Genomic DNA, 13,866 nt, shown 5'->3' with positions numbered 1-13,866 from the left:
GCTCAAATGAGGGCAAGGCCAACGGCCCCCGTTATATAGGGCGCCCTCATGTCCCTCGACCTCAAGCGCGTGGCCTCCGAGCCCCTCACCTCCGCCACCCCCCTGGTGGAAGAGCTTCGCAAAGGGGAAAAGCCCCGGACCCAGCACCGGCTGGGGCTGGAGCACGAGAAGTTCATCTACCCCGTGGGGTCCGCCCAGCCCCCGCCCTACGAGGGACCGAACGGCATCGGCGCCCTGTTGGAGCGCATCGCCCCGGGCGGCTACGACCGCTTCCGGGAGACGCCCGAGTCGCCGGTCATCGCGCTGCAGCGCGGGATGGCGGCCATCTCCCTGGAGCCGGGCGGGCAGTTCGAGCTGTCCGGCAGCCCGTTCCGCACGGCGCGGGAGGCGCACCAGGAGAACCTGGAGCACCTGAAGGAGACGAAGGCGGCGGCGTCCGCGATGGGCCTGCGGCTGGTGGCGCTGGGCTACCGGCCGGTGGGCACGACGGGCGAGATGCCCTGGATGCCCAAGACGCGCTACCAGGTGATGCGCCGCACGCTGCCGGAGCGCGGCCGGCTGGCGCTGAACATGATGCTGATGACGTCCACCGGGCAGGTGTCGCTGGACTGGGCGGACGAGGCGGACTGCGTGCGCAAGACGGTGGCGGTGGCGCGCCTGTCGCCGCTGCTGGTGGCGCTGTACGCGAACAGCCCGCTCGTGGAGGGCAAGCCGTCCGGGTACATGTCCTTCCGCAGCCGCGTCTGGGAAGAGGTGGACCCCACGCGCTGCGGCTACCTGCCGTCGTGGTTCGACGGCTCGTTCTCCTATCAGGCCTATGTGGACTGGGCGCTGGACGCGCCGCTCCTGTTCCTGCGCCGCGAGGGCGAGTACCGCCACCCGAAGCTCACCTTCCGCCAGCTGATGAAGGAGGGCTACGAGGGCAAGCCGCCGGACATGGGGGACTGGACGGACCACCTGTCCACGCTCTTCCCGGAGGTGCGGCTCAAGAAGGTGCTGGAGGTGCGCGGCGCGGACTGTTGCAGCGCGGCCATGACGGGGGCGCTGGGGGCGCTCTGGCGCGGCATCCTCTACGACGCGCAGGCGCTGGAGGAGGCGGAGCTGCTCCTGCCGCGGCTCACCTTCACCGAGCACCTGGCCTTCCACGACACCGCGCGCCGCGAGGGCCTGGCCGGGAAGCTGGGGCCGCGCGAGCTGCACCGGCTGGCCGGGGAGCTGGTGGCCATCGCGAAGCGGGGGTTGCAGCGGCTGGACCCCGAGGACGCGCCGCTGCTCGCGCCGCTGGAGGCGGTGGCGGCTTCGGGCCGGTCGCCGGCGCAGGCGGTGCTGGACGCGTGGAAGGAAGATCCGCGTCCGGAAGTGCTGATGTCCCGCTTCGAGCTGTGAGGACGTGACGCGTCCGCGGGGGCTTAAGTCCCGCGGACGCGAAAGCCGAGGCGGCGGGCTAGAAGCGGCCGCCCACGGTGAGGTTGCCGTTGAAGAGGCTGCCCTTCGCGTCGTCGCTGGTGCCGGGGACCTCGAACAGCTCCTCGCCACCGACGAGGCGGTAGGTGGCGCGCACGCCCGCGGACAGGTGACCCATGCGGTATTCGATGCCCGCGGCCAGAGGCATCTCCGTCTGCCAGTCATTGTTGTAGACGTCCTGCGAGCCCGAGGACGCGTGCAGGTAGCTCAGGCCCAGGCCCAGGCCCACGAAGGGGTGCCACTTGTGGTCGACGACGGGGCCCAGCTTGCCCAGGAACGAGCCGTTGTTGCGCCAGATGTGGTTGCCGCCGAGGACGCGAGCATCGTCGATGGGGATGTTCTGGCCTTCGTAGCCGACCTCCACGCCGATGTACTTCCAGGGCTGGGCGTTGGCGGTGATGTTGAAGAGCGCGCCCACGCCGGTCTCGTCGCCCAGGTCGCCGGTGAAGCCGCCGAGGCCCACGCCCACGTCCAGGCCGGCCGTGGCGTCCTCTTCGCTGAAGCTGAGCTTGCGCGACACCTCGCTCGCGTCCATCGCGAGGGCCGGCCCCGCCACGCATGTTCCGGCCACCACCAGTCCTGCCACCTTTGAAGTCCGTCTCATGACCAGGTTCCTCCTGCTTGAAGTGTGGGACCTGGAATGGAAGCTGGGACGGAAGGGCCGGACAGCGCACCCGCCCGTGAGACGGAGACAGGAGGCCGAGGGCCTCAGCGCCGGCCGAAGAGCTTCTTCAAACCGGAAAGCAGGCCGCTCGGCCGGGCTTCCGGTTCGGTGTGGAAGGGCGAGCGGGCGATGAGTGCATCGCGGGAGGCGTCGTCCAGCTCCTCCTTCGCGAGCGTCACGGGCTGCCGCTTCGCGCCGGGCAGGGTGGCGCTGAAGGCGAGGGTTCCGTCGGTGGACAGCTCCAGGTGCACCTCCACCTCGCCGGGACGCTCCACGGTGAGGGTGAGGGCGCCGAGCCATTCATTCTCCGTGGCGGTGGCGGCGGTGCCCTGGAAGAAGGCGAGCGCCAGCGGACCGGGCACGGTGATGGGGATGACGAGCGTCTTCGCGGTGGGCAGGCGGGTGTTGCGCTCCAGCACGCGGCGGAAGGTGCCGGCGTCCTCGGCGACGCCGATGGGGGCGGTGAGGACCTCCGAGACGCTGGCGGCGGGCTTGCCGGTCTCCGACAGCAGCAGCGCGTGACCGAGCAGCGCGGCGCCGCGCACCACGGCGGTGCGGGCGTCCACGTCGTCGTCGCGCACGGGCACGCCCAGGCTCTCCTCCAGGCGGCGGCGCACGAGCGGTGAACGGGACTGGCCGCCCACGAGGAGCACGGCGTCCAGGCCCTGAGGGGACAGGGCGTTGGACTCCAGCACCTCGCGGGTGACGGAGACGACGCGCTGGGCGAGGTCGGCGGTGAGGGCCTCCACGCGCTCGCGGTCGAGCTTGGGGCCGGGGCCGGTGGGCAGGGTGACGTCCACGCTGTCCTGGGTGGAGAGGGTCTCCTTGGTGGCTTCCGCGAGGGTGCGCAGGGGGCCCCAGTCGAGCAGGTGCTCGGGGCGGGGGTGGCCCTGTTCGGCGAGGTCGCTGACGAGCGCCTCGGCGATGCGGCCGTCGAAGTCCATGCCGCCGAGGGTGGGGTCTCCGCCGGTGGTGACGACCTCCAGGTCGTCGCCGGTGACCTGCACGACGCAGACCTCCAGGCCGCCGCCGCCCAGGTCCACGACGAGGACGCGCTTGCGAGCAAGTCCCCGGCCGTGCGCGTACGCGAGCGCCGCGGCGGCGCTGTTGGTGAGCACGCGAGGCACGTCCAGGCCGGCCATGGCGGCGGCTTCGCGCAGGGCGGCGCGCTGGCGTTCGGTGAAGTGCGAAGGCGCGCAGAGCACGGCGCGCGTCACCTTGCGGCCCAGGTGCGTGGTGGCCGCCTGGTGCAGCTCGCGCAGCAGCATGGCGGTGAGGAGGGTGGGCGCGATGTGGTGGCCATCGAGCTCCACGCCCGCGTCACCTTGGCGGTCGGTGGCGACGGGGAAGGAGAGCTGCGGCGAGAGCCAGCGCAGGTTGGGGGAGCGGGCGCGCATGCCGAGCAGGCGCTTGAGGCCGGTCGCGGCGCGGCGGGGAGCGCGGGCGGCTTCGGCGAGGGCGGCGGCACCGACCAGGAACTCTCCGGCGCCGTTCACCGCGATGACGGAGGGAAGGCCCGAGCCGTCGGTGCCGGGGATGGGGATGGGCGTGGCGACGCCGTCGATGAGCGCGGCGACGCGAGCGTGCGAAGTGCCCACGTCGATGCCGAGCACGACCTCCGCCGCCGAGGGCGGAGTGAAGGGCACGGCGGGAGCCAGGTCGAAGAACGTGCGGCGGCGGCTGCGCGCGGTGGCTGCGCTGCTCTGTGCGTCAGCGGAAGGTGGCGGCGCGGCTTCGTCGGTGCGCGGGGACTGGGGCGCGGTGGCGGGCTGGGACGGCGGTTGTGACGCGGCCGTGCTGGCTTCGCTGGAGCGCGGGGGGGCTGTCGCGGTTGATGCTTGGGGACTCGGCTGTCCCGACGTCGCGCTGGTGGGGGCGGTGGCTTCGCTGGCGCGTGAGGAGTCTGTCGCGGCCGATGTTTGTCCCAACGCCGAGTTGATGAGCGCAGCGGCTTCGCTGGGGCCCGGGGATGCTGCCTCGGAAGATGGTTGTCCCGAAGCAGCGCTGGTGGGTGCGGTGGCTTCGCTGGAGCCCGGGGATGCTGCCGCGGAAGATGGTTGCCCCGACGCCGCGCTGATAAGGGCGGCGGCTTCGCTCGCGCGCGAGGAATCTGGCGCAGTCGATGCTTGAGGAGCCGGCTGTTCCGAAGCCGCGCTGGTGGGCGCGGTGGCTTCGCTGGAGCCCGGGGATGCTGCCGCGGAAGATGGTTGTTCCAACATCGCGCTGATGGGCGCGATGGCTTCGCTGGAGCGCTGGGAATCTGTCGCGGTCGATGCTTGAGGACGCGGCTGTTCCGACGCTGCGCTGATGGGCGCGGTGGATTCTCTGGAGCGCTGGGACTCTGTCGCGGCCGATGCTTGAGGACGCGGCTGTTCCGAATCCGCGTTGATGGGCGCGAAGGCTTCGCTGGCGTGCTGGGAATCTGTCGCGGCCGATGCGCGTGGCTGCGGCTGTTCCGACGCCGCGCTGATGGGCGCGGTGGACTCGCTGGAACGCGGAGTCTCTGTCTCGGCCGATGCTTGGGGGCGCGGTTGTTCCGACGCCGCGCTGACTGGCGCCGTGGCTTCGCTGGAGCGAGGCGACTGCTCCGTGACGGAGGCCTGCTGCGAAGGCGTACCGACCTGTGCGGTGGTTTCGCTGGCGGGGGCGGGCTGTGGCTCAGCGGAGGTCCGCGCAGGCAGTTGTTCCGAAGTCGAGCTGTCCGCACCGGACGCTTCGTTGTCCCGTGAGGGTTGCGCGGCAGCGGATTCGCTTGGCGATTGTTCCTCGGCCGTGCTGACCGGAGTGGCGGTTTCGTCGCTGCTGGGCGCGCTTGCTGCAGTGGGCTGGGTAGCCTCGCTCGAAGCGACCGGTGATGCATGGATGGGGGTCGATTCCTCGACGGGCGGCTTCGTGTCGGACGCGAGCGCATCCGAGGAGTCCAGGGCCGACGGAGTGAACGCCGTCGGAGGCGGAGTCTCCTCGGGTGTCACCGTGGCCGGTATTACCGGGGACGCGGACCGCGTCTCTTCGTGAGGCTCCGCGGCCAGCACCGAAGCGAGTGCTTCTTCGTGCTCTGGAGCCTGGACCGACGCCGGTTCGGGTTCGGGCGAAGCCTGCGCCGGAGTCGTGTCTTCGGATGAAGAGAGCGCAGAGGATCCGACGAGCGCCGTCCATGCATCCTCGGTCGGAAGCTCGACCACGACGACCGTCGATGCGTCCTCCTCTTCCTCCCGTGGAGGCGCGGAGGTCGTGACGGCTTGCGTGTTGCGCTCGGGCTCCGTGCTCGATTCGTCGGTGTTCGTGTCACCGACAGCTTGTTCAAGCGCCGCGCTGAACGGATCCACGTCCTCCGAGTCCGTGCCGAGCGCGCGCGGAAGGGAGTCCGGGTCGATGCCCCATGCGCGAAGGCGCTCGGCCTCCCGTTGGCTCTGCGTCGCGACTGGCTCTGGAGGCGGAAGCGTCTCCTTCGTGGCCGCTTCCTCGGCGGCGTCGAAGGCCGGGGCGGCCGAGAACTCCTCCGCCGTCGGAATCACTGCTTCGGTATCGACTCCCTCGATGTCGGAGTCCGACACAGCCTGAGCTTCGTGTTCTTCCGAGCTCGCCTCCGGATGGAGCGGTTCGTGGGCGCTGACGGCGGTGGAGTCCGCGGGAGCCCAGGAACGACTCTCTTCCGGAAGGCTCGTCGCGTCCTCGGCGCCTTCCGTCGCATGGGAGTCCGGAGCGAACGTTGGACCGGACTCCGCGGGAGCGGGGGCCTCCTCCGACTCCATGTTGAGGTCGACGTCGAAGTCGAACGACGGGTCGGAGTCCGCCTGTGTCTCGCCGGACACGGCTGTCGCTTCCACGCGTGCCGGTTCCGCTTCGCCTGGCGTGTCCGCGAGCGCGGAGGTCGTGTCGCCAGGCTCCTCCGTCGCGTACTCAGCGCTCCACCCGGAGTGCTCGGGAGCGTGCGCGGCTCCCAGTACGGCGTTCGGATCAAACGCGTCCACTGACGCGGGAGTGAAGTGGTGCGCGGCTGCTTCGGCAGCATCAGGAACGCCAGATGCCTCTGGCTCCGGTGGAAGCGCTTCGTCCTCGCGTGCATCCGGGACGGAGGCGTCCCCCTCAGACACCGAGGACAGCGCTTCCACGCGACCGTCATCGGCCTCTGGAGCAGTCGATGCGTCCGCTGTGCTCGGAGTCGAGTCCCATGCCGAAGCTTCCGCACGCGCTGAATCCGTCGGCGCGTTCGTCTCCGCCTGGACCTGCTGTGGCTCCGCGGGAGGCTCCGGCGCCCTCACGGCCGCGAAGGTGCCAGAGAGCGCGGGCGTCCGTTCCGTGGCCTGGACTCCGCTGGACACGGGAGTCGTCGGCTGGACCGTGAACATCTCCTGGGTCGCCCGTTGTGCATCCAGGCCGACCGGACGCCTCTGCGGCTTCCGCGGGAAGTCCACCGCCGGCAGTGGCGCCAGCCCCTCTTCCTCTTCGACCGCGTCCTCCGGAAACAGCGACACCGGCTCATCCGGCTCCGCCAGGTCCGGCGACGGTTCTTCCGCGACGGGCAGCTTCACGGCCGGCAACGTCATGGACGCCTTCGGCGGCGCGGCGCGCGTCCTCGGCTCCTCCTGGGCAACCTTCGCCGGAGGCTCTACCGGTGCCGGCGCCTCGCTGACTGACGCAGGCGGTGCCGGATTCACGGCGGGAGTCCGTCGCACCAGCCCCGGCGGCGCCACCTCCGTCCCGCTCCGCCGCGCGACGATGCGATCGATGAGCGCCTTGCTCGCCGCGTCCAGCTTGGTGAAGCGCACCGTCATCCCGGTGCGCGCGCTCCCCGCGTCCGCCTTCAGCACCACGCCTTCACCGCGCATCAGCCGCGTGCCGTCCGCGAGGACGAACTCGAACGCCAGCCCCGTGCCTTCCGGCTTGAGCGCTCGCGTGGCCACGAACACTCCACCGCGCCCCACGTTCGAGCCATACCGCTCGATGAACTCCTCCTCCCCGGTGTACGGGAGGCGGATGCGCAGGGGGAGGAGCTTGGGGGCCGACCCGGTCATCGCAAGGGAATCCGCACGTCCCCGCCGGAGCCCTGCACCACGAGCGCCAGCCCATCGTCTTGAACGGCGTCCGGTGGCACCTCGAACAGCAGCGCCACTTCCGTGCGCTGCGCGGGGTCCCACGTGGAGGGCAGGGGCTTCGTGCCGGCCACCGCCTGCGCGTCACGCGCCAGCGGATACGTCTGCCCCTTCGCGTCCGTGAGCTTCACGCCCTCCAGCGTCAGCGGCGCGGGCATCCCGCCCACGTTCTGGGTGATGAGCTCCACGCGCAGGAAGAGGTCCTCCGTCGTGAGGCTCAGCCCTGCCTTGCCGGAGCCCTTCACCGAGTGCGACGCCTCCAGCCCCGTCACCTTCATCGCCACCGTGTCCACGTGCACGGTGTCATTGCGCTCGGGCAGCCGCAGCTTGCGCGGGCCGCTGTCGCCCATGCCCGCGGCCAGGCCCGCCAGCTTCGACTCCTCCGGCTCGCGTTGGGGCGGCTGCGGACGCATGGCCACGGCGCCGCCCTGCTTCACCCGGTCCGCCTCCGCGCGCAGCTTCTGGATCGTGCGCGCGTCGGCTTCCTGGCCCTCTTCAGGCGTGGAGGCTTCCTTCGTGCAGCCCCCCAGGAGGAGGGCCGCCGTCAGGAACGCCAGGGGGCGGGATGAAGCGCGAGGACTCACGCCGGGCTCGCGCCCTTCACCAACTCGAAGAGCTTCTCGAGCGCCACCGGCAGCTTGTCCGCGTCCGGGCCACCGGCCTGCGCCATGTCCGGCTTGCCGCCGCCCTTGCCGCCCACTTCCTTGGCCATCTCGCGCACCAGGTTGCCCGCGCTGATGCCCTTGGCGACGACGTCCTTCGTGGCCGCCACCAGGATGACGGCGCGGCCGTCCTTCTCACCGCCAATGGCGATGACGCCCGAGCCGATGCGGTCGCGCAGCTGATCCGCCATGCCGCGGAACACCTTGTCGTCCGCGGGGTCCACGCGCGTGGCCAGCACCTTCATGCCGTTGACCTCGCGCGCCTGGTCCAGGAGGTCCTTCTGCGAGGCCGACTGGGCCTTCACCGAGACCTCCTCCACCTTGCGCTCCAGCTCCTTCACGCGCTTCTGGGTGGCCTCCACGCGGGTGGCGACCTCCTTGGGGTTCGTGCGGAGCAGCGCCGCGACCTTCTTGAGCTCGTGCTCCTGCTCGCGCACGAACTGGAGCGCGCCCACGCCCGTCACGGCCACGATGCGCCGGACGCCTGACGCGACGCCGCTCTCGCTGGTCACCTTGAACAGGCCGATGTCGCCGCTGCGCTTCACGTGCGTGCCGCCGCAGAGCTCCGTGGACTCCGGGTGCACGGTGACGACGCGCACCGTCTCGCCGTACTTCTCACCGAACATGGCCACGGCGCCGGACTTCTTCGCGTCGTCGATGTTCATGACGCGCGTCTGCGCATCCGCGTTGTCGCGGACCCAGGTGTTGACCAGGTCCTCCACCTGCTCCAACTGCTCTTGGGTGGCGGGGGAGAAGTGCGAGAAGTCGAAGCGCAGGAAGTCCGGCGCGACGACGGAGCCCGCCTGCTTCACGTGCTCGCCGAGCACGCGCTTGAGCGCCTTGTGCAGCAGGTGCGTGGCGGAGTGGTTCGCGCGGATGGACTTGCGGCGCTCCACGTCCACGGACGTCTGCACCATGTCGCCGACCTTCAGCGAGCCTTCCTTCACCTCCACGCTGTGGACGATGAGGCCCTGCACCGGGCGCTGCGCATCCTTCACCTGCACCACGGTCTTGCCGCCGTGCGCGACGATGCGGCCCGTGTCGCCCAGCTGGCCGCCGGACTCGCCGTAGAAGGGCGTGCGGTCCAGCACGACGTCCACCGTGGCGCCCGCGGAGACCTGAGGCACCTCCACGCCGTCCTGCACGAGCGCGATGACGCTGCCTTCACCCTCGTGGCCCTCGCCGTCGTAGCCCAGGAACTGGGTGGAGGCGGTGCGGGAGAGGATGGTCTGGAAGACTTCCGTGGTGGACTTCTTCTCGCCGTGGAAGTCCTGGCTGGCGGCCTCCTTCTCCTGGAGCACCTTGAAGCCCTCCAGGTCCACGTCGTAGCCGCGCTCGCGCGCGATGATCTGCGTGAGGTCCCACGGGAAGCCGTAGGTGCCGTGCAGCAGGTAGACGACGTCGCCGGAGATCATCTTGCCGCCGGAGGCCTGGAGCTTGGCCAGCTCCTCGTCCATCAGCTTGAGGCCGCGGTCGAGCGTGCGGCGGAAGCCCTCCTCCTCGTGCTTGGCGACTTCGAGGATGAAGGTGCGGCCGTCGCGCAGCTCGGGGAACGCGTCGCCCATGAGCTCGATGACGCGGTCCACGACCTTGAAGAAGAAGGGCTCCTTGATGCCCAGCTGCTGGTCACCGTGACGGATGGCCCGGCGCATGATGCGGCGCAGGACGTAGCCGCGCGCCACGTTGGAGGGCTGGACGCCATCGGCCACGAGGAACGCGGTGGCGCGGGCGTGGTCGGCGACGACGCGCTGGGACGCGCCGGTCTCCTGCGTGTAGGGCTTGCCGCACAGCTGGCTGACGGTGGAGAGGATGCCCTGGAAGAGGTCGGTGTCGTAGTTGGAGCGCTTGCCCTGGACGACGGACGCGATGCGCTCCAGGCCGGCGCCGGTGTCGATGGACGGCTTGGGTAGCGGGATGAGGGGCGCGTCCTTCTCCTTGCGTTCGAACTGCATGAACACGAGGTTCCAGATTTCGAGCCACCGGTCGCAATCACACGCGACGCCCTGGCACTTGCGGCCCGCGGCCTCTTCGACACAGGGGATGTCGTCGCCCTGGTGGTAGTGGATTTCAGAGCAGGGGCCGCACGGGCCGGTGTCGCCCATGGCCCAGAAGTTGTCCTTGTAGCCGAGCTTCAGGATGCGGTCGCGAGACACGCCCTCCTTCGCCCACAGGTCGAAGGCCTCTTCATCCCAGGGGATGTTGTTCTCGCCGTTGAACACGGTGACGGCGAGCCGGTCGATGGACAGGCCCAGGCGCTTCGTCACGAACTCCCAGGCGAACGAGATGGCGTCGGCCTTGAAGTAATCGCCGAAGGAGAAGTTGCCGAGCATCTCGAAGAACGTGTGGTGGCGCGCGGTGTAGCCCACGTTGTCGAGGTCGTTGTGCTTGCCGCCGGCGCGCACGCACTTCTGCGAGGTGGTGGCGCGGCGGTAGTCACGCTGCTCGCGGCCGGTGAAGACGTCCTTGAACTGGACCATGCCGGCGTTGGTGAACAGCAGGGTCTGGTCGCCAACGGGCACCAGCGAAGAGGAGGCCACACGGCGGTGGGCGCGCTCCTCGAAGAACTGGAGGAACGCCTCGCGGATCTGGGAGGCGGTGAGGGCGGAAGGCATGGTGTGGGTATATGCCACAAGAGGGCCGGGCGCAGCAGTTCCTGGACGGGTCATCCCCAGTGAGACGGGGCATGTAGGCAGGGCTGACGACAGGAGGGCAGGGGAGCGGCCAGGGGCGGGGTGGGTGGCCTGCTGTGAACGCTTGGAGTCCCAGGTTCCTGGCCCGGTGTGCCGGTTGCGAGTTCGTGAGCTGGTCCAGGCGTTGGAGCCGTCCATGCTCGTCCTCCGGGTGACGGACACCGAAGCCACTCTGGAGCACCGCGAGCAGCCGCAGTCCGTGGAGGAGGGACTGCATTGGCTTGTGCGGGTGGTCGAGAACCTTCCCGCGGATGCCCGGAAGCGTTGGGGTGCTTGCGAGACCCGGACGATGGACGTGGGGATCCAGTCTGATTTCGCAGCCGATTGCGGCGCTGTCTCCTGTCTCCCGCGACGCGATGGCCGCGCTGCTGCGGATTGGGGCGGAGCTGCTGTTCACGGTCTATGCCCCGATCAAAGACGGGCCGGGCAGGGAGCCTGATCAACCGTAGTCCGCGGAGTTCGCCGCGCTGCGACACATGCTCTGAGTCTCGGCTTCTCACGGCCTTGGAATGGGCACGCAACTCCCGGCGCCATTGACCGACAATGTAGGCAAGCCTCCCTGCTGCTCAACTCGGCTCCCCCTCCCGAGGTCCCCTCATGGTCCAGGTCACGCGCCCTTCCAGCCTCACTCCGTCCACGCAGACGCGGGTCGCTCCGGAAGTTCCTGCCCGGGCCAAGGGCGCGCAGGGCTTCAACGCCATCGTGAAGGGGGACAGCTTCTCGGCGGTGGCTCCGGCGGGGTCGCAGCAGGTCAATGCCCTGCGCCTTCCCATCCCCTGGCCCGGCAAGGGCGAGGCGGACAAGATCGGCTGGATCCAGAAGGCGTATCCGCCCGCGAAGGACTCCACCGCGGAGTTCATGAAGCTCAACCAGGCCGTGCGCGCGGGTCAGAACGTGATGCCCCCCGAGGCCAAGAACTGCGTGTTCCTGGCCGTGGGCGGTCTGCTCTCTGAAGCCGCGCCCAAGCAGTTCTACTTCGACAAGAACCTGGACGCGCTCGAAGCGCAGGGCCTCCAGGTCGGCCGCGTGCCCGTGGACACGGACATGGGCGTGGAGCACAACGCCGCCATCGTCCGGCAGGCGGTGCTCGAGGCCTCCAAGAACGGCAAGCAGGTGGTGCTCATCGGTCACAGCAAGGGCGGCCTGGACTCCGCGGCGGCCCTGTCGATGTACCCCGAGCTCCAGGAGCACGTGCGCGCCCTGGTCACCATCCAGTCGCCCTACGGCGGCTCGCCCATGGCGCAGGACCTGCTGGATAACCCGCTCGTGCGCTACGGCGTGGGCGGCGCTGTCGAGGCGCTCGGCGGCAGCATCCAGGCCGGTGAGGACCTGACGTACGACTCGCGCAAGGAGTTCCTGGCGAAGCACCCGATGCCGCCGGGCATCCCCACCGTCTCCATGGCCTCCACCACCGCGAACCCGACGTCGCCGCTGTTCGCCATGCAGGAGTACATGCACCAGCGCTACGGCGTGAAGTCGGACGGCCTGGTGCTCCCGCAGGACGCGTTCATCCCCGGCTCCAAGTCCGTGACCCTGTCCGGCCTGGATCACCTGGACTCGACCGGCACGACGCTGAACCCCTTCAAGCCCTACCAGCCCGAGGACCTGACCCTCTCGCTGGTCGCGATGGCGCTGAAGATGCCCAAGGGCGGCTGAAGCCTCACGTCCCCGTGGGCGGGGCCTTCTGCTTCAGCTCGCGCGCGGGGATCCCCGCCACGGTGGTCCCCGGCGCCACGTCCTCCAGCACGATGGCGTTGGCGCCAATCTTCGCGCCGTCGCCAATCACCACCGGGCCCAGCACCTGCGCGCCCACGCCGATGTAGACGTCGCGGCCCACGCGCGGCACTCCGTCAACGCCGGGCAGGGGCTCCAGGCTCACGTTCTGGGAGATGAAGCTGTTCTCTCCAATCTCCACGCCCGGCGCGATGATCACGCCGATGCCTCCGTAGCCCAGCTCCACCGTGGGGTGCAGCACGGCCTTCGTGTCCACGTGGCTGTTGTGGAGGCGGTCGCCCACCGTGGCCACCATGTTCGCGAGCCTCGGGAGCGCCTGGAGCCGCTTCGCGGCCCGGTAGAACGTCAGCGCCGTCGGACCCATCTGCCCACCATCCTTTTCGCCACTGGGACCCAGCGGAACTTCGAGCGCTGTAATGTCTGCCCCATCCATGTGTCCCGGTAGATGAACAGCCAGTGGTGCTGCCGGACCTGCTCCGTCCACTCGCGCTTGTAGGGAGCATCGTCCCCCAACAAGTCCAGCTCGCCCAGGCCTCTTCCGATGCAGTCCTGGATCAGGTTCTCCGTCAGCAGGTGTCCCGGGCTCACTTCCGCCAGGGTTTCATCGTAGCCCGGCTTCATCGCCAGATAGCGGCCGGCGTATTCCAGCCCGTACTGGAACGCGATGGCCCGTCCGTCCAATCGCAAGAAATACAACCCCAGCCAGCCGCGCTCCGCCGCCGTGCGCGCGAGCCCCGTGTAGAAGCCGCGCCGGTGCTCCGCTTGCGCGATGGCCGTGCCTTCCTGCGCCTTCCAGCCGCTCTGTTCCAGTGCGAAGGCCTCCTCCAGCTTCGACCCCAGGCCCTCCACTTCGGCCACGCGCTCGACCTCCACGCGGCCCCTTTCCTCCAGGCGCCTGCGCCTTCTGCGCAGCGGCTTCGCGTTGCTCCGACCCTTCGTCCACGCCGCGACCGTGGAAGGCAACACCAGGTAGGGCGAGCGTGCGCTCGGCCACGCGCCCCAGGGCATCCCCGCGCCCCTCGCCGCGTTGAGCAGCTCCCAGGCCGCGCCACCCTCCGGCACGTCCGACAGCCGGAGCACCTCCCAGCTGGGGTCGCCCATCAGATGCGACAGGAAGACCACCGCGGCCCGCTTGGGTTCCTCCGCCACCAGGTCGAAGCGGCACGAGTGCTTGTTCGTCAGCGACGACAACTGCCGCACCGGCACGCCGTACTGGTGGCCCTGCTCCTCCTGGAGCCCCAGCACCGCCACCAGCATGCCCAGCGCGTTCCTCGCGGTCAGGATGCGCAGGGCCGCACCGGGCGCGAAGTTTTCAATCCAGCAGCGCACGAACTCGTGCCGGTAGAACACCTGGTCGTCCACGCGCTTCACCAGCGCGTTCCACTCCGCCTCCAAGGCATTGAAGGCGGCGAGGCTCCGGACCTCCGCCACGCACAAGGGCTCCACGCGCCCGCGCGCTACCGGCTCCACCGCATTGAGGCGGGGACGGGATGGGACGCGTTCCCCGAGCACCGCGTCCGTGATGGGACTCTCCTCCATGAACATCGCTCCTCGGGTCT

8 protein-coding genes are annotated in these 13,866 nt (G+C 69.9%); 2 read left to right on the top strand and 6 right to left on the bottom strand.

Annotated elements, in window-relative coordinates; genetic code table 11:
- The first annotated feature begins 48 nt into the window (after positions 1-48).
- Positions 49-1,386 (top strand): glutamate--cysteine ligase, encoded by a 1,338-nt coding sequence (locus tag D7V80_RS19655; protein ID WP_120589603.1) that lies wholly within the window; start codon positions 49-51, stop codon positions 1,384-1,386.
- A 58-nt stretch (positions 1,387-1,444) separates the two neighbouring features.
- Here D7V80_RS19655 and D7V80_RS19650 read toward each other — a convergent pair whose 3' ends face one another.
- From D7V80_RS19650 to alaS, 4 genes are all read right to left on the bottom strand, one after another.
- On the bottom strand, positions 1,445-2,068 hold the full coding sequence (locus D7V80_RS19650; RefSeq protein ID WP_120589602.1) for a hypothetical protein: 624 nt from the start codon (positions 2,066-2,068) through the stop codon (positions 1,445-1,447).
- A 104-nt stretch (positions 2,069-2,172) separates the two neighbouring features.
- Positions 2,173-7,143 (bottom strand): TIGR02266 family protein, encoded by a 4,971-nt coding sequence (locus tag D7V80_RS42855; protein ID WP_233585516.1) that lies wholly within the window; start codon positions 7,141-7,143, stop codon positions 2,173-2,175.
- Positions 7,140-7,805 (bottom strand): hypothetical protein, encoded by a 666-nt coding sequence (locus D7V80_RS19635; protein WP_120589601.1) that lies wholly within the window; start codon positions 7,803-7,805, stop codon positions 7,140-7,142. Before D7V80_RS19635 ends, D7V80_RS42855 begins: the two co-directional genes overlap by 4 nt.
- The gene (gene alaS / locus D7V80_RS19630; protein ID WP_120589606.1) at positions 7,802-10,495 is read right to left on the bottom strand and encodes an alanine--tRNA ligase; all 2,694 of its coding nucleotides are present in this window, start codon (positions 10,493-10,495) and stop codon (positions 7,802-7,804) included. Before alaS ends, D7V80_RS19635 begins: the two co-directional genes overlap by 4 nt.
- A gap of 675 nt (positions 10,496-11,170) precedes the next feature.
- Between alaS and D7V80_RS19625 the strand changes: the two genes are divergently transcribed.
- A complete protein-coding gene (locus D7V80_RS19625; RefSeq protein ID WP_120589600.1) occupies positions 11,171-12,229 on the top strand; it encodes a triacylglycerol lipase in 1,059 nt (352 codons plus the stop codon).
- A gap of 4 nt (positions 12,230-12,233) precedes the next feature.
- Here the strand turns inward: D7V80_RS19625 and D7V80_RS19620 are convergent, their stop codons facing one another.
- Positions 12,234-12,671: a serine O-acetyltransferase gene (locus D7V80_RS19620; RefSeq protein ID WP_120589599.1), complete on the bottom strand. Its 438-nt coding sequence runs from the start codon at positions 12,669-12,671 to the stop codon at positions 12,234-12,236.
- On the bottom strand, positions 12,653-13,846 hold the full coding sequence (locus D7V80_RS19615; RefSeq protein WP_199738757.1) for a GNAT family N-acetyltransferase: 1,194 nt from the start codon (positions 13,844-13,846) through the stop codon (positions 12,653-12,655). Before D7V80_RS19615 ends, D7V80_RS19620 begins: the two co-directional genes overlap by 19 nt.
- Between the last annotated feature and the right edge of the window lie 20 nt (positions 13,847-13,866).

This window comes from Corallococcus sp. CA054B (assembly GCF_003611625.1).
GTDB lineage: Bacteria > Myxococcota > Myxococcia > Myxococcales > Myxococcaceae > Corallococcus > Corallococcus coralloides.
Note: the sequence above shows the minus strand (reverse complement) of the source record. Positions and strands in the feature narration are given on the sequence as shown.